Here is a 24,778-nt window from a genome sequence, read left to right on the forward strand (position 1 = left end):
AAGAAAGAATAAGAAGAAGGTGATTTCATAATCTATCTACTTTGTGGTGAATACGCGCCATGCAATGAAAGCTGTAAAGGCTAGATAACCAAACACGGTGATCCAGTCTAGCCAATTATCGGATGTTATCAAAAAAATATCGTTCATGGGTATCATTCACCTGATTATTACTTGCCGCACTTACGCACAAAATTTTACACGATCGCGCTTAAGTGCGATCGAAAATATTGCCGGTACAGTTCACACCTCGGCACGCACTCGTTCCCCTGCAACTTAACCAACCCCAAACTGTCTAATTTAAACGCCTGCATAGCCTTTAACTGCACCGGAGAGTCCGCCCCCACAATCTCTCTCATCCCCTCCGCTAACTCAGGATATTCTTCCAAATTCCACAACTGCCGGCGCAAATGGTCGCTGTAAATTCCCGTATCTGCGATCGCAGTTTCTTTTAATTCATCTAGTGTCAAATCCGATCGCGAAATGTGATATAATGCAACTCGCACTAAATACGGATGTCCGCCGACAATTGCCATCAATTCCTCAACTTGGGCTTCCGACCAATTCAAGTTGTGGCGCGCTGCTAAATCTTGTATTTGCTGGTGGTTAAATTCCGGTAAATCGACGGGCAGCCCGACGTTAAAAGGTGATTGATTGATGTTCATCGGGATGTAAACTTCGGTGGAGTGAACTACAATTAATCGCAGTTTTTTCCAGATGTCGCGCCGCTTTGATTCTTCGTGCCACGCCCGCAGCAGTCCTAAGAAGTCTTCGGCAATGTCGGGATATTGGAAAACGCGATCGATCTCGTCTAATCCTAAAATTAAAGGACTGTCGATTTGCGGCAAAATGTATTTTTCAAAGTAATCTTTGCAGTTGACTTTGCTGCCAAAAATCTCGTCCCAATAATCGTCTAATTGATTTGGTAAGTGCAACTCGCGGCCGACGTAAGCGCAAAACCACTTTAAGAATTTATCTAAGTTGGCGAATACGGCTTTATCTACTAACTGAAAAGTTAGCGGCACGGTGCAATAGCCTTGACGGGCTCCGTGATGCAAAATTCTTGCCATCAAGGAAGTTTTGCCCATTTGTCTCGGTGCTTTAATTCTAATTAAGGCGCTGGGCTGCACAATAGTTTGATAGCAGCGTTCTTCGATGGGCGGGCGTTCTACATAAAATTGAGAAGCGACATCGACTTGTCCTCCCGGTAATTCCGGTTCGGCGGCGGGTAGAGGTATTTCGTCGCTGCTAATTTCTAATACCTGGTTTTGTGTTAAATCTTCTGTTTCTTCTGTGACTGGTGCGGGAGTTTCTGCTAGCAAGTTCAGAACTTCTTCGATAATAATTGGAGTGTCGGCGGTGGTTTTCCATTCCCTCTGTTTGATCCGGTACAGATAGCCCCGCAAGTCGTGATTTAGAGGGGCGTTCAGGGGAAAACCGACGCGGATGGGGAGAATTATTGGTTTTCTGTCAGGGCGAGAGTCTTGCAGCTCTTTTGCTTGCTGAACTTGATATGTTAGTAGTTCGCTTTGGTTTCCCGTTGGCGGCAGCAGCAACAACAAATAATCGCATTCTTGGAGAAAGAAATTAATGCGATCGAACCAATTATCTCCTAATCTAATGTTATTTTCTGCTGTAAAAACTGTATGACCGATCGCGCTTAAGGCCGTTTCTAACTGTTTTCCTAACTCGCGATCGGGTTCGGCGCTGCGATAACTCACAAATACTTTAACAATTCTGTTGCTGGCTGTATCTTCCGCTGCCGGCGAATTGTCCAGCTCGTCTAAACTTGTCGGTTCCTCAAGTTTAGCCGATCGATGGTCGCTAGCAGCCAGAGTCATTTCAAAAGCCGCGAACAACTGTCGAATTTTACTCAAATCCGCACCTTCTCTACCCTGCTTAATTTTGCTGACTGTATCGGCACCGACGCCAGATTCAGCCTCGATTTCCGTCAGAGTACCTCTAATGTTATTTTGGTCAGACCATTCTTGGAGCGCCTCGTTAAGTTTCTTTAAGCCAGAGGCAGTGAGAATGCGACCACGATCGCGTTTTGACTTGAGCACTTCGCTTGCACTGAAAGGGGAACGAATCTAGAAATTTTAACGCCTTAAGTTCCTATTTTGGGCGATTTTAAGGAAGATAATCAGCCAGCCGGAATTTAAGGAATTTTACTTGGAGAGATTTTTTGGGCGATCGACTCCTCAAACTCTGTCCTGATAACGGCTTCAACAGTTGAATATATTTGAGGAGAAAAAGTTTTTCTTAACTCCCCAATCTCCGCCGCTACTCACCACTTAACTTTTTAGAGTAGATACACCAAGCAAAAAAGGAGCAGCCAAATGAGCAAAATCTTACACAGACTGGCAATGGCCGCTTTGGGAACCGCCGCCATTTTCACAATTAATACACTTAATAATTTAACAGAAGCATCAGCCGCTGGTAAATTTGACCAACCAGAAATTTATCAAAAGACAGTTTTTCCACTTGGCGTACCGGGTCAGTTCCATAAATAAGCAAATTCATTCATTTAATTAAGGAGAAATTATGAAGTCTACACTGTGTTCGCCACAACCTATAGCTACCAAATCTGACTCGGTTGACGCTGAGGCGATCGATGCCTGCACTGCACTTGCGTGGGTGGAATTGGTAGCATTAGATGCCAGCGCTCTCACGGGGGATGATTGGCTGGCTTTGTGCGATGATATAGATAGCGGAGAAATCTACCGCTGCTGGTTTTTGTGGCGCGATCGCGAAGTTAGCGGTAATTGGGAAGCTTACGATCCTTTGAGCGATCGCCGATTTGTTGCTAAAGGAAAAGTGTTTCTTAAAGCCGCGATCGACTCCCTCGAAGATGCTAGAAATCGGGAAGTCGCCTAACTTGAATTCATCTCAGGTGAATAAAATTTGTGCAGACAAAACAAGAATTCTGCCAAGAGAGTCAACGACTGTACACACTTTCGTCCGCCTGCGCGAGACAGAAAGAAGAAGGGGTAATAGAAGCGGGTTTGAGATCAGTCCCGGAAACAAAATACTCTCAAAGAGAATAAAAAAAATACGGCTGCGGGCAAGAGTTGACTGTATGATTCTAGGTGCTTCGTCTCGAAAGCGGTTGATAACGTTTTTCCAGCCGCTTTCTCGTTGCACCCGTTAAACTCTTTCTCTTCAAACATGACTCTAAAACTTCGATGGCTGTTGCCGGCCGCCCTTAGTCTTTTCTCGATCGCCCTGCCCGCAAAAGCTGATACACTAACATCTTGGCACTTCGATGCCCGCGAAAACCAACTCAATTTAACCACAGATTCAGGAGTTCAGCCGGAAGTCAAACTAATCGCCAATCCCACCCGCTTAGTAATTGACTTACCGGGAATAGTCTTGGAGTATCCCGAAAGTCCTCAAAGCTACAACTCCGCTATTCAACAAATTAGAGTCGGGCAGTTTGACACCGGAACTACCAGGTTAGTGATACAATTAACTCCCGGTTATAAGTTAGACCCGCAAAAAGTCCGAGTCATTAGAGAATCTGCCACGCGCTGGTCGTTTCAGTTGCCAAATCCAGAGCAAATAGCGGGAAACGAGTCTTTGATCCCAACAGCTATTACCCGCATAGAACAAGCAGCAGGTCAAGTTACGCCCACTGTTCCGCCGGGAAATCAGAGAAACTATTCCGCTGATTTGGGGATGTCAACAGGCTTGGAAATGACAGCCATCAAGCCTCAAATCGAAAGTGCGATCGAACAGTATAGATCCCTCAGCGCCGGAATGTTTTTTCTGGATTTAGATACAGGAAACTATTTGGATATCAAGGGCGATCGAGTATTTCCGGCCGCGAGTACCATCAAATTACCAATTCTGATTGCTTTTTATCAAGATGTAGACGCAGGCAAAGTTAGCCTCGACGAAACATTAGTTATGAAGTCCGACTTAGTAGCCAGCGGTTCTGGAACTATGCAAGACGAACCTGATGGAACTCGGTTTAGCATCAAAGAAACCGTAGATAAAATGATTACCATCAGCGACAATACAGCCACCAATATGATTATTGAACGTTTGGGGGGAATTGCTAAACTCAATGAGCGTTTTCGCAGTTGGGGATTAACTGATACCAGAATTCGCAATTGGCTCGGCGATTTTCAAGGAACAAATACCACAAGTTCTGTGGATATGGTAAAGTTGCTGGCGATGCTGTCTCGCGATAAATTAGTTTCTGAATCGAGCCGGGAACAAGCTTTAGAATTACTGCGGCACACTACAACTAGAACGCTGTTGCCCTCCGGTTTGGGTCCCGGTGCAGTTATTGCGGACAAAACTGGAGATATCGGCTTTGTAGTGGGCGATGCGGGAATTATTGATATGCCCAACGGTAAGCGTTATTTAGCCGCAATCTTTGTCAAACGTCCTTACAATGACCCGATTGTGAGAGATTTTGTCCGTCGAATTTCGCGGATTGTTTACAATTATTTAGACCAACCTGCGGCAAGAGTACCGGATAATTTACGTTGATCAGACAATTCGGCGATTGAAATCGCTACTAAACAAACAAAGTCCGCCTTCGCGGACTTGAAGAGAAGATTGTTAATTACTAAGGACTATTCTTTGCGCTCGATTGCTACAGTCAAATGAGCCGCAACTGCCCCAACTGTAGCAAGTACAGCAGCAATTGGAAAGACTACTGATCCTGCAACGCCGCCTACCAATCCCGCCATCAGCGGAATGTCTGCCAAAGTCCGCCCTTGCGAGTTTTTGATGACGAGGCGGCGGAGTTTTCCTTGCTGAATTAGTTCTTTGACTTTGCCAATTAGGCTGTCGCCGCTAATCTTAAATTCTTCCACTCTGACTTTTTCCTCGGTTGCAAATTCTGAGGCGAATACATGAGTTTCAACTGTTGGGTTGGCTGAATTTCCTGCCGCTGCTGTTTCGTCTTGTAGAATTGTTACTTGTTGTTCTAGTTGTGAGTTCATTTTGTGTAAGGGCGGGTGAAAACCAGCCGTTTAATTTCTATACCCTTATCTTCGGCGATCGCACTTGGGAATGACAGGCAAGGAAACCCTACAATCTGCATTCGTACTTTCCCCCCCTGCTTTCTTACTCAAAACCTTATTTTGGTGGCGTTAGTTCAGGGCGCGTTTATCTCTTCCGAAAGGTAGAGAAGCGTTTGTTGAAACAACCCGTCTCTAGATATAAGTCAAGTAATATCAATTCGGATTGCACTCCTCATGATTTTTGAGTGTGGACTAAAATTATGATTTTGGGACAAATGACAGTTTGGACATCTGAAAAATACCGATGCAACCGGAAACGATATCAGTTGTCTTTACGACTTGACCGAGATTTGAGACGATCGCTTTTATCCTGGTGAACAAAGTGAATTAATAGACAATTCAGAATCGTACAAACTACTTTAAAATATTTTTAGTCCCAATATTTCTACCATGACTTCAAGAGTGATTGCTATCTAGGCACACTCCTCAGAGGGTGGAGGTACGATCTCGATACCGTACTTGGGAGCAGTAGTAAGAATTTTGTCAAGGTCTTCAGGGCTCAAGGATGCTCCAAGGGTAATCTCACCATTCACAGCCTTTCCAACTTCGGAAATAAATTTCTCAAAGCCAGCAGGAGTGACCCAAACCAGCATTTTAGCGGGTGTAGCGGTGGTATTCGTAAATCGGTGAAGCTGGCCTTTCGGTGAATGAAGGAAGGTTCCAGCCGTCACAACGAAAGTACGATCGTCAAGCTGGAATTCAATCTCTCCGTCTTGAACATAAAATGATTCATTTTCTCGGTTGTGGCGATGGGTTGGCGTACCGCCACCAGGTGCAACAATTACCTCACAAAGCGCATAGGCTTCCCCTGTCTCTTCACCAACTGCCTTGAAGGTATAGAGGTCTTGACCAAAGTAGTAAGAACGACCTTGACCAGGTTCAACAAAAAGTCCGTTTTGATGAATTGTCATTTGTTAATTCCTAAAGCGAAGTGTTAGCTGGCTGGCGATGGCTTTTCGCGGAATATTCTTCACGAATTCAGAGTTTTCTCAATACGCCGATCGGGGATCAGCCACATGATTGCAACTAAAACATACAGCATGAAAGCAAACCATGAGTTCACAAAGGAAAGCAGGATTGCTACGGCATAAATCACCACTGATACCTTCCCCTTAAAGTCTCGCCCAAGTGCAATTGCCAGAGTGGAATCTTTACCGTGGTAAGAAATAAGGACACGAGTAAGAATGAAATAAGCGATCGCAGCCAACAACAGCACTGTGCCATAAAGCGCAACTGGCCACGCAGCGAAGTGATTCTCGCCTGTCCAGGCAGTGACAAAGGGAATCAGTGACAACCAGAACAGCAGATGCAAATTAGCCCACAACACATTACCATTGACGTGCCGAGCCGCTTGTAACAAGTGATGGTGGTTGTTCCAGTAGATACCAAGATAAATAAAACTGAGTACATAGCTCAGAAATACTGGGATTAGCGGACGCAGCGCAGCTAAATCAGCTTCATGGGGCACTTTCAATTCCAGCACCATAATGGTGATGAGAATGGCGATTACACCATCGCTGAATGCTTCTAACCTGCCTTTACCCATTTTTGTAGATCCTCCTTTTTTGCTGGCGCGGTCGATCGCTCCTAATTCCAAAAATAACTTAGCATAAGGTCGGTTGCAGTGATGTGTTATACCGATCGCCGATCGCTTGCACTTACCCACAAAGCCAACGATTTTGCTTGCCTAATCTCGGCTGAAAACAGATAATCTTAACGGACTTTTCGCTGATATGTTTAAGCAGTCGATCGGCACGATTTCTTATCAATACCCGATCGCGCAACGGGTAAAACGGGAGAAGCAGTTGTTAGAATAAAAAGAGCGATCGATTAAGGAAGCGCGATCGCGGTTATTTGACATAAATAGTTTGAGCAGTAGAGAGAATTTCTTGACGGCGAATCGGGTTGGAAGTGCGATCAATCGCCCGTTTACTGATTAGATCGACTCGTCTGCTGAGGATTGCTTCGAGTTTTTCCTGCATTTGGGCGCGATCGAGTAGACCCCCGTTGGCTGTGGGGGCAAAAGCAACTAGGATATCGATGTCGCTGTCTGCATGAAAGTCGTCACGAAGAATCGAACCAAAGAGGGAGAGTTCGATGATTTGCCACTGTTGGCAGAATTTGGTTATTTCGTCAATTGGCAGGGCGATCGGTTTGAGCAAACATTACGCAGTATAAAGGTCTAGTCGATTTTATCTCTATTTCTAAGTGTTTTACGGGAATTTTTTTTACTTCACACTTTACTTCACAATGTTGTTATATCATAGTTATAGGGAACGATAGTCCCATCTCTAGACTCTAGCTATGCTTAATTTCTCTGAAAGCTCCAAAAAGGATGTAGAAAGTGGTTAATGACAATCCACTCACCGCACAGCCACCTGAAGAGGTACCGTTGAAGGATGCCCCTCTGATTCGAGTGATTGCACAGGTGCGCTTTCCACCTATTCTCTCGATCGAGAAGAAAGATTTTGTGGGTTCATTTCAAGAGGCAATTAGAGAAAAATATCCTATCCTACAACCCGAACAAACTCAAATTTTAGTCTTTGGACCTCCAGGTGGTGTACAACCGACTGTTCAGGTAACCTGGCGGTTCATAGATACAGCACATAGCTGGCGCGTATCTTTAGCACCTAATTTTATGGCGCTTGAGACAACAGCTTACTCCAGCCGTCGTGATTTTTTGGAACGTTTAGAACATTTGCTCATCGCATTTGATAAAAGTTTTAAACCCCAAATTATTGAAAGATTTGGATTGCGATATATCGATCGGCTTATTGGTGAAGATTTGCAAGACATATCATCACTGGTAAAACCTGAGATGGCGGGACTTATGGCTGCTGAATTTAGAGAATATATTCATCAAACCGTTAATGAATATTTGTTTGTAATTCCAAATGGAGGTGAGCAAATTATTGCAAGATGGGGACTTATGCCTCCTGGTGCAACTTTCGATCCAGATGCAATTGAACCTGTGGCTGAATCTAGCTGGATACTCGATCTAGATATGTCCCTTTCAAAAAATCGAGAATTCAGTATTGAAGAGTTGATGAGTGAAGGACGGTGTTTTGCTGAAAGGATTTATACTTTCTTCCGGTGGGCAGTAAAAGATGACTTTTTGCGGCGTTTTGGAGGTGAATTATGAGCACTCGGTTGAGTAGAAACCCTAATGAGCGGAGTACCTCTGCCCTGGGAGCTATGAAAGATTCAGATACTCATTCATTTATGGGTTCTATAATTTCCCTAGTTAGTTCGGGGACAACTGCTTCTAGAGTAAGTGACCATCGAGGGTTGTTAGCTGCTGTAGACAGGACGACCAGTGGGATTACTTTGCGAGCGACTAGCTCTCCAGAAGCAACGCAGAAATCTATTAGCGAATTGAGAAGATTAAGCGGGTTAACCTGGGATCAGCTTGCTAAATTATTCAATGTTTCACGCAGAAGCCTTCATTATTGGGCAAGTGGGCAACCATTGTCTAGCTTTAATGAAGAACAGCTTAATCAACTGTTAGAGGCTATTAAATACATCGATAGAGGAAGTGCAAATCTCAATCGCAGTCTGTTACTGAAAGGCAGTAATGGCAATCAATTTTTTGACCTACTCGTCGCAGGTAAATACGAGGAATTCAAGAAGATTGTTGGCTTTGGTAATGCGCCTCAAAAGCCAAAATTAGGTTCTTTGTCTGAAGATGCGCTTGTGGCACGTAGGCCTCAGAATCCAGCGGATCTGGTTGACGCTCTCCAAGAGCCTATCCATCGGGAAGGTGGACGATCAAGACCTGCTAGAGTAGCAAGGAGCCGAAAGAATAATAGTGGTCAATGATCATCGTGATGTTTGGATTCAGACGGTAGACACTGCTCTAAAAGAGTGGTGTCAGGGTGATTGTGTGCTTGGAGAACATTGGTTTGTTTATCGCTTTAATCCTCAACGCCCTTTGACATCTGACTCTGCTGATGTTGCACAAGCAGAAACTGATCTTGCAGAATCTGAGGTCAAGGGTTTTGCCGTAGTTACACAAACCTGCGATATTGTTCGCAGTTGTGACGAGCGTCCATTTGTTGAGGTCGTACCTCTTATGGAGGTCGATGGAAGAGATTTGCATGACATTCAACGAAGTAGACGGCCTCGATATGCTTATATTCCTGGAATTGCAGAACTTAATCTTGTCGCTGATCTCGATCGTGTAATGACAGTAGAAAAGGCTGTTGTGGCAGAATGGGAACGCAAACCAGGATGTCTTAACGATGAGGAGATTAGGCAACTTGGGCAAGCACTGAAACGAAAGCGTGCTCGATTTGCTTTCCCTGACGACTTCACTGACTTTGCTGAAAATCTCCAAAATCGGCTACGCGATAAGCATAATAAATCCTCCCCTGAAGGAGAAGCTCTTCGCGCTTTACGTGAGATTAGAGTGCGCGCAGAACCTTCATGGAATAGCTGTGAAATCCGATTAATATTTTGGTTTATCCGGGACGAGGAACAGAATCAGTTTAAGGGAATAGGATGGGATCAGTTTCTAAAACAGTGGTTGAAATTAATCCCTGAATCTGGACGATTCCAAAATGTGGAGGGTTCGGTAGTAGCTTTGGAAGACATGACAGCAAAGGAGTATGTGGAGAGTGATCAGCTAGATCTGGATCACTTATCCTCTTAAAGTGGAGAAGTCACTGTTTTAATAAGCGATTATTCGGAACATCGATCGAAATTTACATAGTCATAAAAATCGAGTTCGCCCTTGTCTTGAAAAAGTTTGATCGGAACTACAGACCATATCGATGCAGCCGGAGTCGATCGAACTAAGTTAAACTAAGTCAGGTAAATGACTTTCTATACAGATGACTATTTTTACTCTGCGATCGATCAAAAAAGACTTCGGCATCAAGGAACTATTGACAGATGCCAGTTTCAGCCTGGATGAAGGCGATAAAGTCGGACTCATCGGCACAAACGGTTCCGGCAAATCAACGCTGCTGAAAATGATTGCCGGTATGGAGTCGATCGACTCTGGCGATCGCTGGGTCAATCCAGGGTCTACAATTGTTTATCTCCCCCAACAGCCGGATTTAGACGAAAATCACACTGTCTTAGAGCAAGTATTTGCCGACAGTGGCGAACAAATGGCTTTAGTGCGCGAATACGAGGAAATTTCCGCTCAATTGTCCCACGGCAAAGGCGATACAGACAAGTTGATGGCGCGTCTGTCTGCGGTGTCTGAACGCATTGATGAGGTGGATGCGTGGGATTTGGAAACCAAGGCGAAATTGATTTTGACCAAGTTGGGGATTGAGGATTTTGATGCGAAAATTGCCGATTTGTCCGGCGGCTACCGCAAGCGAATTGCCTTAGCAACAGCCTTGTTGTCCGAGCCCGATGTGTTGCTGATGGATGAACCGACAAACCACTTGGATGCGCTGTCAGTTGAGTGGTTGCAGAACTATTTGAACGGCTATCGCGGTGCTTTGCTGCTGATTACGCACGATCGCTATTTTCTCGATCGCGTTACCAATCGCATCCTGGAGATCGATCGCGGCGACCTTTACAATTATGCTGGCAATTACGCTTATTACTTGGAGAAAAAAGCCCTAGCTGAAGAATCCGCCGCCAGCAGTGTTCGCAAACACGCGGGTGTATTGCGGCGCGAATTGGAATGGCTCAAACGCGGGCCGAAAGCGCGGAGTACCAAGCAAAAAGCTCGGATCGATCGCATTAAAGATATGCGAGCCCAGGAATTCAAAACAGCCAACGGCAAAGTCGAAATTGCCACAGCCGGCCGCCGGATTGGTAAGAAGGTGATTGAGTTACTGAATATCTGTAAAGCTTACGGCGATCGCACTTTAATTAAAGATTTTACCTACAATTTCACTCCCGAAGACCGGATAGGAATTATTGGCTGCAACGGTGCGGGAAAATCGACGCTGATGGATATCATCACCGGACGCATTCAGCCGGATTCGGGTACTGTCGAAATTGGCACAACCATTCATATCGGTTATTTTGACCAGCATTCAGAGGATTTGACGCCGAACGAAGACCAGCGAGTTATTGAATACTTGAAAAGTGTGGCGGAGTTGGTGCAAACGGCGGATGGGGAAATCATTACCGCTTCTCAAATGTTGGAAAAGTTTCTGTTTCCACCGAACCAACAGTATGCACCGATTAACAAACTTTCGGGCGGGGAAAAGCGCCGGTTATTTCTGTTAAAAGTGCTGATGAGTGCGCCAAACGTGCTGATTTTGGACGAACCGACAAACGACCTGGACGTGCAGACTTTGGCGGTTTTGGAGGATTATCTCGAAGATTTTAACGGCTGCGTGATTGTGGTGTCCCACGATCGCTATTTTCTTGATCGCACGATCGACATGGTTTTCGCCTTGGAGCCTGGGGGCAATTTGCGCTTGTATCCCGGTAATTATTCGGTGTATTTAGATTACAAAAAAGCGGAAGAAGCCAAGGAAATTAAAGGGCAAAAAGAAAAAGAAAAAGTTACGCGCACTGTTGAATCTAACAATTCAAAACCCACAAATCCCACTCAAAAAACTACCAAATTTTCCTTCAATGAGAAGCGGGAATACGAACAATTAGAAAGTCAAATCCCGAAAATGGAAGCTGAAAAAGAAGACATTGAGAAGATTTTGTCTCACAATGCTCCCAGCGGGTTTGCAGAGATGAAGAAGTTATCGGATCGTTTGGCTCAGTTGACGCAGGAGATCGATCGGGCGACTGAGCGCTGGTTGGAATTGGCCGAACGGGTGGGTTAATTTGGGTTGTGCTGTAGAACATCACGAAAAAACAATAATAGATTGTAGGGTCTTGTAGGGCCTGGTTTAGGCTAGCTTCTAAACTAGAATCGAGTTTACTGTGGTAAAACTCGCCCTCCCCACGTGATGTTTATTTGTACCCACTTACTTACAGTTAAGTATGCTAATTTATTTGGTCATTCAATAGCTATGTGCAATATCTTTTTTTCTCCGGAAGTTATAGTTTTCTGAAAAAGCTTACTGGAAAATGTAAGTTGAGCTGTGAATTTTTTAAATGCGGTGTTGTAAAAACTACGAAGAATAAAAGATATGAATGTACTGGGTGTTATGGGAGAACAAACAGGTATTCTACAATTTTTGAATTGTCCCAAAGTTAGATGGGATTTTGGGTGATCTAATTCCTGATGGTTGTCTGGATCGTAATCAAATCTAATTGGTACTGGCAATATATTTTTTGCTATTATGTCTGCATATATTTCGTCATTTTCATAAATCTCCGGATCGTTCTGAAAGTTTTCCAAAAATGGTGATGGAAAGAAGGCTAATCTATGTGAAATTAAACTAGAATTTTCATAAGTATACATCAACTGGATTAACGCACCATCAATCATTTTGATATTATAGTTGTCATTTCTATCTAATTCCTCATACATCTCTTTGTAATCAACATTTTTTAATACTATTGAGAGATCCTGCATTCCAGAATATGCGATTTGATAACTACCTTTACCAGTCTGTGTAGATGAAGGAAAATTTTGTTTATCCGATAAACCAATTAATATTAATTTTTGAGTGATTTCCTTAATTTCTTTGAAAATCTCTTGATGGCTAGTCATTAAACTTATTCATAAATCAGATTTTACTTTATGCAGGTTAAGAGTTTTAGATTAGTTGCTGGGTATGTTCAAGATTCTTACAGCTTTTCTTTGAGTTGATTTACTAACTCTGGGGGTAAGTCTTCTTTCTGGATGTCACCTTTCTCAAGAGCTTCAATTAACTCTTTTATGCTACTACGTGACTTAGCTATAAGACCGCGTCCCTTTGGGTTGATCTCTCTATTAATAAGGTTCATTTTTTTGCGTTCTTCTTCTGTAGGATAAGTAAATTCAAGAACAAAGTTTCTCCCCTTAATCTTCTCAAATTCTTCTACTAAACCTATCATATTTTCACCATAACCTAATACTCTTATCCAAGCTTTGCTTCTTGTCATCGCAGTAAATAAGATATTCCTTTTCCTAGCAAGCTCTACGCCTGAGAAGCATTCTTGAGCATTGATTACATAGATCATTGCAGCTTCATTTCCTTTGGCTCTATTGATACTCGTAAAAATAATAGTTTCTTCCCGAAAAAAATCATCAGGTGAAGTTGTTACTCCAGCGAGGTTAGAGTTAATTCCCTTTTCAAATAGTAAAGCTCTAGCATCTCCAACAGCCTGTCTAGTTGTCAGTGGATTAGAGTGGATAACCATTATATCGTCACATTTCAACTCATCTTCCTTCAGATTCTTCTCAATTTCATTTGTTAACCATTCAATTTGTGTTTGGTTACTATCAAAAGATTTTAACATAATTAAGTCTTCAATAGATGAATGAGATTCGAGGAACTTGGGGCTGGTATTGTTAGTCCTAGAAAGCTTGACAAATTTTCCATCTTCAAGACTTCCAGCCTCTACTTCATAACCAATGTCTGTCCATAATCCAGCATTTTCAAACATCTGGATTAATCCTTCATTTCTATATATACCAAAACCTAAAGCGTGTGCAGAAGTTAGGATAGGACGAGAATTTCTGTAGCATTTTTCTAAAATAATGTCTTGTTTCGGTTCCCCTCGTTTGTTCTGAAGTTGAACAAGTGGTTTACCATGAGCATCTTTGCCAAAGATGACTTCCGGTGATTCCATTGTCTTTTTATTTAGATTTTGAAGCTCATCATAAGCATAAACCATTCTTTTTGGAGCTTTCAAAATTTCATAGCAAAGTCGCAAGAAATGTTTAGAAAAATCCTGGGCTTCATCAATAAGTATAGCATCATAATACCGCTCAAAAGTTTTAACTTTAGCGAGAGCCTCTTCACAAACTTTATCAAACTCTTGACCGTATTTAGTCAGTTTTTTTGCTGCATTTAAATCTCGATATTCAATATTATGTCTTTTGCAAAATTCATAATAAATTCCTTCTATTGAAGGACTTCCCCAAGCATGAATTATTTTAACTTTGTCCCAGTCAGGCTCTGCACTTATCTGCTCAATAGTAAAAGTATTAATAAGCTGCTTAAACTGACCTTTCAACGAACGGGTATTAAAAGTTACGGCAATATCCCAATCGGGATGTTTTGCGTGTAGATATGCAGTTTTAAGGGCGAGAACTATGGTTTTACCCGAACCAGCCAGACCTCTTATTCTCTGTACACCTTCGACTCTTTCAATTACTGCTTCACTTTGATGTCTGTCTAAGTTGGCGATGGATTCTTCTAGTTTACGGATCTTTGCTCCCCTGGAGTTTTCTTGCTGAACATAGCTGCGCTGCTTTCTTTTTCTTATGGAAGTCATAGCTTGTATGACTGAGTTAAGTTCTTCAAAATATTCACTCGATCGCCACTCTTGTTGTTTCAAGTATTTTGTAAGTTCTGAATCACTAATTATGACCCGATAATTATCGTCTAAACGCTCTGGTTTATGACTCCAAGCTGGTGCATATGTTACCACACCAAGTTCTACCATTAATTTTCTTTTATTCGTGAGAGATTTATGTTGAAGTAGTTTAGATTGAATTTTATTTATGCTCTCATCTTGTTCTTCTTCTATGTTTTGGCTGATATCAGTTCCTTCCACAATGTGAAAAATAACAACACCCTGCTCTCTGGATACCAAAAGAGCATCAATCTGATAGCCCCCCTGAGAGGTTCCGATTATTGGGTATCCTAGATATAAGCTGCCATCGATATCGCTTCTCTTCTCAAAGAACTCAGCTAGCCTTCTAGATGACTCTGGTTTATCTACATCGCCTCGGATAACGTTAACCATGAGATGTTGCCTCACCTAATGTATGTACCTTTATTATCGCTCAATTCGGAGCGATCGTCCAACCTGTATTTTTAATGCGAAAGCCGGAACTCGCCGTTGGGATGCTGCACAAGTTTCGCTGGATATTCCCCTCAGCTTTTATCCTTTGTCAAGCTCCAGCAATGACAATTTTCTTGCTGCCCTGAATCAGGCAAATTTAGAGTTTGCTATTTTCTGCAAAAAATTGATCGCGAGCTCCCAATCATAAGTTAAAGTTATGTTTAAGCTTAAGAATTTTTCTTATTTTCATACTACAAATAATGTTGTAAAAAAATGTAAAAAATTTATTAAAAAAATTCTTATTTAGCCGACGATTTTGCAACCTTTGACAATTGATTACCTAATTGTGATGAAGCTATGGTACTATTAAAGTTATAAAATATGCAGCTTGTTATTACTGTCAAGCAAACTGACCAAAAACTTAAGACGGATAAAAGTCTGAAATCGTTGTCAAAACAGCAATGCGATCGGAAACAGCGACAAAAAACCCGCTTTTTTTGCGATCGCCTGAAGTAAAGTTGTGTGTAAAAAACTGCGAAGCCCCGGAGGGTGGGGTTGACAAAAGCAGTAGAATATGCACTAAAAGTCAGGGTAAGCAAATAAGACTGACAGCAGAAAACAGGGGCGAAAAAGCCCAAAACAGGTAAAACAAAAGTCGATCGGGCAAAGTAAGTTTGCCGAGGACTAAAAATATGGTGATGAGTGAGATACAATTGACCTGTTCTGAGCCAAGAATTGGTCAACATCACAAGTATCCTGTAGAAGTCTGAAGTTGAGAATCTCAGGGTTGTCGAGGAGCGGGAGCAAACAGAAAACTATGCCTCAAAAAGTAATCGCCAAACAGATGTCTTTGGAATCAGCGTCAGAGCCGATCGCCGTGAGGGCGACGGTGGAAACACTGCCAGCCGAAGCAGTGGCAGTAGAGTCCTACGCCGATCAGTTGATGGACGAACTGTTTGAAGGAGTCGATCGAGCATTCGACGGTAGCGGCGGACTGCCATCCGAGCCCGTGCAGCCAGAATTCGTGGCGCTCAAGTCGATCTCAGTACCTCAAATAGTTTTGTCGCAGTTGGCACCCCCCCAGCCGCAGCGGGACGAAAAAGACGTAGAAGCGATCGCCCGCCAAGTCGCCCTAGAAACAGCCAAAAAACAGCAGTCCAAACAATCATTCGACAGAATGCTGCTGGGAGCAGCATTTGGGTCGCTGCTGCTAGTCATGGGGTTATGGCTCGCAAGCAGATCGGGACTCGTGCGCTTGCCCGCCGCCCCCGCACCAGAGACACCCGCAGCAAGTGGCAAAACAGCACCAGATACCCCGTTTGTGGAATACGTGCAGCGCTCGCTAGAAGCGATCGAACAAAAAAAAGCACCCCCAGCTAACCCCCAACTTGCAGGAGTTCCCGGAGCCCCCACCCCAGGGACGCTGCCGAGCATTCCAATTTCCGGCGCGCCCCCGGCAACGGCAGGTCTTTCCACAGCAGTCAACCGCATTGCTAATGCCCTCGAACAAGCTGCCGCTCAGCCGGGAGCACCAGCACCCCAAGTGGTAGTCATCCCTCCCCCCGCTCAGGTGACTGTGGCTCCGGCTGCTCCGGTAGCTGCTGCTCCGGCTGCTCCTCAAACCAGCGCAGTTTCGCCCTCGCCGGCGGCTCCAGCCTCCGGTCGTGCGATCGCCGCTGCGGGCAATCGAGATCCCCTCGCTGCTTCCCCTTCCTCGGAGTCTCCCCAGCCAAAGATTTTGGCTCGCGAAACCGAACCGGCACCAGCCCCCCCAGCCCAGCAATCTGCGCCCGCGCCGGAGCAATCGGCACCAGCCGTCAGCAGCGCCCCAACTTCCGCGCACACGTTGGTAGGGATTTTGGAGTTGGGCGATCGATCGGCTGCTTTGTTTGAAGTAGACGGCGTAGCCCGCAGAATTTATGTCGGCGAAAGCATCGGCGCTAGCGGTTGGACGCTGGCAGAAATCAAAAATCAAGAAGCAGTGATTCGCAAGGGAGGAGATGTGCGATCGGTTTTTGTCGGCCAAAAGTTCTAATTAGTCATCAGTTATGAGTCATTAGTCATCAGTCATTAGTTATGACTTAGGTCATCGGTAATTGGTAATGGGCAGCGATCGGGCTGTACCTCACGAGCAGTGACAACAGTTAGAATATAGGAACCGCCAAGACGTTCTTAATTGCTGAAACCATTGCTCTTATTGCTTATTCCTTCTATCCGTTAAATCGCTTCCCAATTCGTTACCGAACTTTCTTCTGCTATAACTAACAACTCAGGATAGATAATCGATCTCCAGTGACTAAGAACCAATGACTAATAACTAATGACTAATGACTAATGACTAATGACTAATGACTAATGACTAATGACTAATGACTAATGACTAATGACTAATGACTGAGGAATTATAAAAAATGGGCTTATTTGATGATTTCAGCCGCTTTCTAGAAACCAGATTAGAAGAATTTTTGCGTAGCAATCCCCATCTGGAATTGCAGGCAATAGAAGAACAACTGAAGGAACAAGAAGAAGACACTCTGCGGCTGATTCTCGATATCCAAAAACAAGAGAAAAAACTGCAAGCCGAAATTCTCTCTGCCGCCCAAGAAATTCAGCGCTGGAACGATCGCATCAACAAAGCTAAAGCTGCTCAAAGGCTCGATTTAGCTCAAGCCGCCCAAGAGCGGCAAGCCGCTTTGCTGCGTCAGGGAAATCAGCGCTGGGGTCAAATGCAAGGCTGCAAAGAACGGATTGAAAAAGCAAAAGAACTGTACCGCCAAATTCAAGTACGGCGAAAAGAAGTTCGAGCAAAAGCGGCAGAAGCTGCAACTCGAACTACCACTAAAACAGAGCCAAATTGGGATACAAAGGGTTGGAATCAGAGTTCAAATTATAATAGTTTTAATGCGGCAGATCCTTTAGAAGAAAAGTTTCAACGCTGGGAAGCAGACGAAGAACTCGATCAAATGAAGCGGAATATAGGCCGATAGTTACGAAAGCATTCCAATCCTTTAGGGACGGGTTCACCCGGAACTTGGATTCCCCATGCAAATATTCGTCAACCCTCCATACGCTGCAGTAGGGCGATCGCTCGCTCAGAGTTGATATAATTACCATCCTAAAATTCTAGGGCCAATTAATCAATCATCCCTACAATATTCTCACAACGGTTGCTCTGCTTGAGAAGGTGGCTCTTCTGGCAGCGGAATAAACTCTGTCTCTTGAGGAACTTGAGCAAACCGTCCCTCTCTCCAATCGAGTTTGGCTTGCTCAATGCGTGAGTGCCGACTCGAAACAAAATTCCACCACTTATGCCGCTCACCAACAGGTTCACCGCCAATCACAATACAACGAGCCTTGCCTGAAGCAGAAATGTTTACTTCAGTGCCGGAAGTGAGAACTGCCAACCGATGTTGTTCCAGAGGCACTCCATCGATCACAAGCCCCTCTGTTACGCTGTAAACCGCCTGTTCGCTGTAATCGCCCGGTAAGGTAAATTCTCTTCCAGCAGTCAGTTCCACGTCCAAATAAATCATGGGTGAAAATATTTGAACTGGGGAAGTGCGACCATAGGCCTCACCCGCAATTAGGGTGAACGAAACTCCTGCATCCTCCCAAACAGGCAACTCAGAAGCCGGATGATGCCGAAACCAGGGGTCGGTTTCTTCGTATTCATCGGGAAGTGCTATCCAGGTTTGAATGCCATGCAGGATGGCTTCTTTGCTGCGATCGTCGTCAGGGGTGCGTTCAGAGTGGACAATGCCTCGCCCTGCCGTCATCCAGTTCACCGCACCAGGACGGATCTCTTGAACGCTGCCCACACTATCACGATGCAGCAAAACACCTTCAAACAGGTAGGTGACGGTTGCTAAGTTGATGTGCGGATGGGGCCTGACATCCACGCCCCGGCCGGGTGGAAACACCGCAGGGCCCAGATGGTCAAAAAAGATGAACGGGCCTACCAGTGCTAAAACGTCTGAGGGAAGCAAGCGGCGGGCTTGGAATCCACCCAAATCTTGAATGTGTGGCTCAATGAGATGCTGGATGGTATCCGTCATAATGTTTATAAAGTTGCGAAGGCTAATCGTCTATGTCAAAAGTGCATTATACAAAAAGCTATCCTTGTAGAGGGCGATCGCAATATCAGTGACTGGTCAAAACTTTCCCAATCGAAAGCTGTTGTAGAGTGTCGAGTTCTCAACGAGCTTTCTGCTTACGAGACGATGGAGAGTTCATCACTGACTTGAATCCGACCTTTGACCAGGGAGCGAATCAGACGATCGAGTGAGCCACGTTCTTCTTCACTGATGGACTCATCAAGGATAGCGGCCATCATGCCGTAGCGGTCAGCTTTGGTAACGCGGTGAGTATCGGTGACAGTGGCAATTAATTCGTTGATAGCGCCGGGGAGAAGATTAACTTGAAACATGGGATTATTTTGAACTCGACACCTTAATCATCTCGTGATTTCTCCTAAGAGCAAGTGATGGTGCTGGTTGTTTCCCGTGATAATACTGAGAATATTGGGTGAACCAAGTCCGTGTTACCAGTGATCGAAGTCACAACATTGAAACCAATGCAGCGGTGGAACAACTACAACCCACCTTCCGCCCTTTGAGTGTGTGAGTTATATCAAATCTGCCCTTCATCGGAATTATCCATCTCTCTTCCCTTCCTCTGTATCCTCTGCGTTCTCTGTGGTTTAAACATTCCGATCTAACGGGAATTGATATCAAAGGGCCCGACGTGGGGTGTAGGACAAGAGAAAAATGATAATTTGGCACATTAAGTACGGAAGAGAAGGTATTAGGTCTCTTGACGGGAAGAAATCAGCTTTTCCCGGTTAACGTTTCTCAGCTTCGCCAATGAGAGTAAAAGCGGCCCAATCTACAGGATTAGGATGTTTGACCAGTGTTACCAGCATGGCCTTCCGCAGCGCTTGGGCAATATCAGGGGTTAGCTGCATCTGTCGATAAAATTCCGCCATCAACTCGGCTGTTGATTCGTCAGATACTGACCACAGAGAAACTACAACACTCGGAACGCCTGCTGCAATAAACGAGCGTGATAAACCAATGATGCCATCACCAGTAATACGACCGCGGCCCGTATTGCAAGCACTCAAAACGACGAGTTCGGCATTCAACCTCAAATTGAAAATTTCGCTAGCAGTGAGTAAACCACTGTCACCCTTGCTTGGCGCAAGCGCGATGACTCCAGGTACCCCCAATTCCTCTACGTCATCCAGGATGCCGTGAGTTGCTAAATGCACTATGCGCGATCGCTCTATTTGCTGTAAAACTGCTACTTTTGTCGCTTTGTCGCCTGTGAGCGGTTCAGCATTCAAAAGCTGAGCAATCGCGATCGCTTCGGCTTCAGAGTGTGGGAGTGATGACAGTTGTTGAGGAGGTTGGTTCGTCGTAAAGGCAACACTTGGCATGGTAGGATTCCCAACGACTAGCGCACCTTTTCCTGAAGCAAGCTGTTGCTGTTTCTTGGTTAAAGACAGCACTTGAATTGAAGGCGCTGTTAAAATAGTATGTTTTTCTATCAAGTAGTTTCCCGAAGTATCTTGCAACGCGGCAAAGGGAACTAAGAACAAAGATTCATGAGGAATAAAGGTAATTCGCGACGCTGGATCTTGAGGTAGAAGGTCAGCAATTGGTGCGATCAGTAGTTGATAAAGCTCTTGCAATGATGGGTTTAAAAATCGTTGCTCGACAATAGGCCGGGTTGGGGTGGGATTTGTAGCTGGTTGCGATCGCTGCTTGTTTCGCAGGCAACTGGGAATGAAGCAACGACCTTCAGTAATCAAGGCTTTTAATGAAGTTTTTTCCTCAACCAAACCTTTCAAATTGATGCGACGAAAGTCAATTTTCCCGGTCGGCTGTATCACCCAGATATAAAGTTCTGAATCTTGCAGCTTTCTTTGACCCTCAGCTTCTACATCTTCTTTGATAAGCGAGTAAGAAACTAAAGTCGAATTGTGTTCTTTAGCAATTTGTTTGATTTCCTGGATATCGAGCGGTTTTATTTGATTTTCCGATGACTTTAGGGTAGCCTGTGCTGACTGGGAAGAAAAACGGCTGGTCAATAATCTAACAAAAGCTTGCGCCCGTCCACGCTCTGCTATTTCTAGCGCTTCGTTATGCTGGTTTTGATTGGCAAGCACTTCTTGTAACATACTATAACTTGTTTCTTGGGTTTCAAAAATTGAAATTAAATTGAGGTCGTTATTTTTTAAATTTGACCGCAGAGATTCCCAAATTTCAATGGTTGAAAATAAAGCTTTGATAGCTTCTGCTGGTTGCTTTGCTTTGTATAAAGCGTCACCTAAATTGCTGAGTACGCGGCCTTGGGCGTGGCGATCGCTCAGTTCTATGGCAATGGCTAAACTCTGTTGGTAAGACTCAATCGCTTGAGGATAATTTTTGACAGCATAGTAAGCAATTCCTAAATTTTCTAGAGCACGACCTTGAACGAAACGATCGCGCAGTTCTTTGGTGATCGCTAAACTTTGTTTCTGCTCATCAATTGCTTGGGCATAATTAGTCAGGGAATAGTGTACTAATCCTAAATTACTCAAAGCAAGGGCTTCGCCTCGGCGATCGCGAAGTTCTAAGGCGATCGCTAAACTTTGCTCTTGATATTCTACTGCCCTTGTATACTCTTTTTTGGCGTAATAAACTAATCCCAAATTTCTTAGGATACTCGCTTCTAAATCAAGGGATTTTAGGGAGTGCGCTACTTCCAAACTTTGCTCGTAGTATTCAATTGCTTTTTTATAATTGCCAATCGCGCCGTAAGCAGCTCCCAAACCAATAAAAGCTTGTCCCTTTCCCAATAAATCGGCCCTGGATTCAGCTTGTGCTAAGCGCTGCTGCTGGTAAGAAATTGCTTTTTCATAATCTCCGATTGCGTAGTAAGTTGCGCCTAGATTGTTGAGCGCATAGCCTTCCCTAGCGTCATCGCGGGAGAGTCTCGCCAGCTCTAAATTCTGCTGGTAGCAGGCGATCGCTTTGCTGTAGTCTTTCGGCGCAGTTTGGAGGGGCACTCCTGCCTGCTGCTCCAATAATTGTTCCTCAGTTAAGCACTGAAGGGCACTCGGTGTCAGGCTTACTAAGCCATTGTTTAGAGGTGCGAGTTCAGGGAACTGAAAGCGAGGTAGTGCTGGTGATTCTGGTGGCACCGGGGAAGGTATGAACACTCGTGGTTCTGGTGGCATCGGGGAAGGTATGAACACTCGTGGTTCTGGTGGCATCGGGGAAGGTATGAGCGGTGGTGGTTCTGGTGGCAGCGATGGTTGTGTTGCTGGCACCGGCGGAGGTATGAGCGGTGGTGGTTCTGGTGGCTGCGGGACAGGTGATGGTGCTGGCACCGGGGAAGGTATGAGCGCTGGTGGTTCTGGTGGCAGCGCGGGAGCCACCTCTACCGGAGGATTTGGTGGATTGCTAAGGAAGCTGATCTCACCTGCCTTGATTCCGCTAGTGTTGATGTTGCCCGTACTGATTTTGCCTTCTGAATAAAGGGTGACGCTGCCTCCGTTTCCAATGAAGCTAGAGGTTGTAATTCCACCGGTGACGATCGCGTTTGTCCCATATAGGAAAATTGACCCACCGTTACCGATTATCGAGGAAGCGTTCAAGGTGCTGGCGCTCGTATTGATGCTTCCCCCCGTGCTGTAGAGGGTAATATTGCCAGCATTGCTCGTTAAATTTGAAGTATCCAGGTTTTCCGCTGCGATGTCCCCGGACGCTACCAGGGCGATATCTCCGCCATTTGAAGTAATGGATGCTGCTTGAATGCTGTTTGCAGCGCCTAAAACAACTGAACCTGCGATCGCGATATTGCCAACTTGAATGCTGGCAGGTGAAGAACTGGCGGGTGCTAAAGTGCTGTTTCCAGTAAGGGAAGTGGGTACGTTGCCAGCCGTTAAAACCAACTGCGGTCGATCGCTAGATGCGGAAGTGATAGCGATATCACCGGATGCGATCGTCCCTTTGGCTTGCACTTCCAGAGAAGCGCCTGCGTAATTACCAAAAGTGACGTTTCCGCCTGAGACGATCGTAGAACCGCCTGAACTTGCGAAGTTGCCGGGGCTACCTTGAAGTGTGGCAATTGAGAAATCGCTGCCAGCTCTGAAGAAGGCATCGCTGGATACAGTACCGTTACTGGTAAGGGTGATGCGGCCGCCAGCGCTCAGTAAGCTTTGGGAGTGATTGCGAGCCTGGATGTCTATTTGGCGATCGCCCTGCACGGTTAGGTTTCCACCCACATCAGTAACAAAAGAGTTAGCCGCGCTGTCGCGAATGCGGACAGCTTCCCCCGCTTGCAATTTCAAGTCACCGGCTGTCTGTAATTGCCTGTTTACTAGGGTTAGGTTACGCGCGGCTGACACAGTAGCCGTTTGAGCAGACACTGCTAAATTTTGGTTTGCACCTGTTGCCTGAGTGTCGGCAATTGCCACATCGCCAGCTTCTACCCGCAAGTCTGAATTCGTTAGCTGTACGCTGCCGTCGCTGTTAACTGTAACGCCTGTAGCGTTGCTGCTACCTCCTGTCAGCAGTTGGGACAGGGTGAGGGGACTCAACGGCACAGAAGCAGAGTTGAGATTAGAAGAGGGGGAAATTTCTAAACTCAGGAGATGCCCTGCCTGAGAAATGCGGACTAAGTTTTCTCCGGGCACCGATGCGATCGCAATTTGCCCAGACGGTGCTGACAAAGTACCGGGGCTGAAAACTGTTCCGCCTATTAAAGCTAGCGTTTGCCCGGACGGTACGCGCAGTTGACCGAAATTTGCGATCGCCCCTGGCTGAGCTGTACCAAAATTTAAAATGCTTGGCGTTCCTATCAGCATAGCGTATTCATTAACGCCAACTGCCTGAAACCAATTGTTGCCGAATCCGATTCCGGTTGCTGTCGTTGCCAAGAATGAACCAGGCACGTTCAGTTGAGCGTTGGAACCAAAAACCATCCCCGCCGGATTCATCAAAAATAAGTTAGAATTACCGCCTATTACTTGAATTAAACCGTTAATATAAGAAGCATCGCCACCCACAACTCGCCCTAAAATATTGCGGATATTTGGCTCAGAAATAAAGTTAACAATTTGACCGTCTGTGAGTCCAAACTGCTGAAAGCTATGAAAGAGATTAGTGCCGTCTTTTGAGAGCTGTCCCCCGTTGATATTAAATTGATTGCCGGAGGCATTAACAGCAGTTCCGGTGCCATCGGGAGACGCAGTAATTTGCTGGCCTGTAGCAGCAGGTGAGAACAGTAAAAAACCTAAAGATACAACCAAAGTACAAGTCAACAGTTGCTGTTGATATCTTTGATTTATGATTGTTATAATCATTAGACTTCTCCCTACAATAAAAGTTTTGCTGAGTACGCTTAAATTATAATAAAACTTTCTCCTCAAAAAACATGAGTGGAGTTTAAGCTAAGCACGTTAAAAAGAGCCCTTGTAACTCAACGGTCGAACGTTTCTAGAACCCATTTGAGAGCTAAGCGGCTGCAAGCCTGATCAGCATCAGCCTAATAACAATAGTCATGAGAGTTTTTAGTTCCTAGTCTGAAACCCTTGATTTTTCCTTGGTAGTTCGATTGCCGAATCGCCTTGAAAGCCATATTCTACGGTTAGTTATCAAAAAGTGTCCGCAGTCTTGTAATAAAACAAAGATTAACCTTGGCACTCGCATCAACCAGAGTTCTCTCAAAATTACTGACGAGGATTTTGCACGTCTCTATCCAAGCATTTGCCCCTTCTCTTCCCCTACCTTGTCACAACCCGAAAAAACAAGGATTTGAGGATGCTCCACTCTTCGTCTGTGAGGCTGGTAGAGTATGGCATATAGTCATTTCAAATAAATGTGAGACAGAGGCAAGATCATGATAAAATCGATAAAAATAGTTAATTAAAAAAAAAT

General features: G+C 44.8%; 19 protein-coding genes. 9 read left to right on the forward strand and 10 right to left on the reverse strand.

Annotation, left to right across the window (positions count from 1 at the left end; genetic code table 11):
• Window positions 1-194: 194 nt before the first annotated feature.
• A complete protein-coding gene (locus QUA36_RS23710; protein ID WP_333459303.1) occupies window positions 195-2,060 on the reverse strand; it encodes an AAA-like domain-containing protein in 1,866 nt (621 codons plus the stop codon).
• 276 nt (window positions 2,061-2,336) lie between these two features.
• Here QUA36_RS23710 and QUA36_RS23715 point away from each other — a divergent pair, with 276 nt between their 5' ends.
• The 3 genes from QUA36_RS23715 (at window position 2,337) to QUA36_RS23725 (ending at window position 4,497) form a co-directional block, all read left to right on the forward strand.
• Entirely contained in the window at window positions 2,337-2,510 is a 174-nt protein-coding gene (locus tag QUA36_RS23715; RefSeq protein ID WP_333166914.1) for a hypothetical protein, read from the forward strand.
• A 31-nt stretch (window positions 2,511-2,541) separates the two neighbouring features.
• Entirely contained in the window at window positions 2,542-2,874 is a 333-nt protein-coding gene (locus QUA36_RS23720; protein ID WP_006633666.1) for a hypothetical protein, read from the forward strand.
• A gap of 291 nt (window positions 2,875-3,165) precedes the next feature.
• Window positions 3,166-4,497 carry a serine hydrolase gene (locus QUA36_RS23725; protein WP_333459304.1) on the forward strand — a complete coding sequence of 444 codons (1,332 nt, stop codon included), beginning with the start codon at window positions 3,166-3,168 and terminating at the stop codon, window positions 4,495-4,497.
• An 86-nt stretch (window positions 4,498-4,583) separates the two neighbouring features.
• On the opposite strand, the gene QUA36_RS23730 is transcribed toward QUA36_RS23725, so the two are convergent.
• From QUA36_RS23730 to QUA36_RS23745, 4 genes are all read right to left on the reverse strand, one after another.
• A complete protein-coding gene (locus QUA36_RS23730) occupies window positions 4,584-4,955 on the reverse strand; it encodes a DUF4342 domain-containing protein (RefSeq protein ID WP_333166918.1) in 372 nt (123 codons plus the stop codon).
• 494 nt (window positions 4,956-5,449) lie between these two features.
• Window positions 5,450-5,947: a cupin domain-containing protein gene (locus tag QUA36_RS23735; protein WP_333459305.1), complete on the reverse strand. Its 498-nt coding sequence runs from the start codon at window positions 5,945-5,947 to the stop codon at window positions 5,450-5,452.
• 59 nt (window positions 5,948-6,006) lie between these two features.
• Window positions 6,007-6,702, reverse strand: coding sequence for a TMEM175 family protein (locus QUA36_RS23740; protein ID WP_333459306.1), 696 nt, complete (start codon window positions 6,700-6,702; stop codon window positions 6,007-6,009).
• 184 nt (window positions 6,703-6,886) lie between these two features.
• The gene (locus tag QUA36_RS23745; protein WP_333459307.1) at window positions 6,887-7,198 is read right to left on the reverse strand and encodes a nucleotidyltransferase family protein; all 312 of its coding nucleotides are present in this window, start codon (window positions 7,196-7,198) and stop codon (window positions 6,887-6,889) included.
• Between the two features lie 182 nt (window positions 7,199-7,380).
• Here QUA36_RS23745 and QUA36_RS23750 point away from each other — a divergent pair, with 182 nt between their 5' ends.
• The 4 genes from QUA36_RS23750 to QUA36_RS23765 all read left to right on the forward strand — a co-directional run bounded on the left by QUA36_RS23750 (window position 7,381) and on the right by QUA36_RS23765 (window position 11,791).
• Entirely contained in the window at window positions 7,381-8,178 is a 798-nt protein-coding gene (locus QUA36_RS23750; RefSeq protein ID WP_333166925.1) for a TIGR04255 family protein, read from the forward strand.
• A gap of 53 nt (window positions 8,179-8,231) precedes the next feature.
• On the forward strand, window positions 8,232-8,855 hold the full coding sequence (locus QUA36_RS23755; protein WP_333166927.1) for a hypothetical protein: 624 nt from the start codon (window positions 8,232-8,234) through the stop codon (window positions 8,853-8,855).
• Window positions 8,845-9,687, forward strand: a complete 843-nt coding sequence (locus QUA36_RS23760) for a hypothetical protein (protein ID WP_333459308.1) — start codon at window positions 8,845-8,847, stop codon at window positions 9,685-9,687. Before QUA36_RS23755 ends, QUA36_RS23760 begins: the two co-directional genes overlap by 11 nt.
• A 181-nt stretch (window positions 9,688-9,868) precedes the next feature.
• Window positions 9,869-11,791 (forward strand): ABC-F family ATP-binding cassette domain-containing protein, encoded by a 1,923-nt coding sequence (locus QUA36_RS23765; RefSeq protein ID WP_333459309.1) that lies wholly within the window; start codon window positions 9,869-9,871, stop codon window positions 11,789-11,791.
• A gap of 176 nt (window positions 11,792-11,967) precedes the next feature.
• On the opposite strand, the gene QUA36_RS23770 is transcribed toward QUA36_RS23765, so the two are convergent.
• Window positions 11,968-12,627, reverse strand: a complete 660-nt coding sequence (locus tag QUA36_RS23770; protein WP_333459310.1) for a DUF2290 domain-containing protein — start codon at window positions 12,625-12,627, stop codon at window positions 11,968-11,970.
• 77 nt (window positions 12,628-12,704) lie between these two features.
• On the reverse strand, window positions 12,705-14,813 hold the full coding sequence (locus QUA36_RS23775; protein ID WP_333459311.1) for an ATP-binding domain-containing protein: 2,109 nt from the start codon (window positions 14,811-14,813) through the stop codon (window positions 12,705-12,707).
• A gap of 856 nt (window positions 14,814-15,669) precedes the next feature.
• Between QUA36_RS23775 and QUA36_RS23780 the strand changes: the two genes are divergently transcribed.
• Window positions 15,670-16,887: a hypothetical protein gene (locus QUA36_RS23780; RefSeq protein ID WP_333459312.1), complete on the forward strand. Its 1,218-nt coding sequence runs from the start codon at window positions 15,670-15,672 to the stop codon at window positions 16,885-16,887.
• A gap of 376 nt (window positions 16,888-17,263) precedes the next feature.
• Window positions 17,264-17,839 (forward strand): TIGR04376 family protein, encoded by a 576-nt coding sequence (locus QUA36_RS23785; RefSeq protein WP_333167405.1) that lies wholly within the window; start codon window positions 17,264-17,266, stop codon window positions 17,837-17,839.
• Window positions 17,840-18,010: 171 nt separating this feature from the next.
• Here QUA36_RS23785 and QUA36_RS23790 read toward each other — a convergent pair whose 3' ends face one another.
• The 3 genes from QUA36_RS23790 to QUA36_RS23800 form a co-directional block, all read right to left on the reverse strand.
• Entirely contained in the window at window positions 18,011-18,907 is an 897-nt protein-coding gene (locus QUA36_RS23790; protein WP_333459313.1) for a pirin family protein, read from the reverse strand.
• Between the two features lie 155 nt (window positions 18,908-19,062).
• A complete protein-coding gene (locus QUA36_RS23795) occupies window positions 19,063-19,278 on the reverse strand; it encodes a hypothetical protein (RefSeq protein ID WP_190659239.1) in 216 nt (71 codons plus the stop codon).
• 414 nt (window positions 19,279-19,692) lie between these two features.
• The gene (locus QUA36_RS23800) at window positions 19,693-24,204 is read right to left on the reverse strand and encodes a CHAT domain-containing protein (protein ID WP_333459314.1); all 4,512 of its coding nucleotides are present in this window, start codon (window positions 24,202-24,204) and stop codon (window positions 19,693-19,695) included.
• Window positions 24,205-24,778 lie beyond the last annotated feature (574 nt).

This window comes from Microcoleus sp. Pol10D4 (assembly GCF_036701555.1).
Lineage (GTDB): Bacteria > Cyanobacteriota > Cyanobacteriia > Cyanobacteriales > Microcoleaceae > Microcoleus.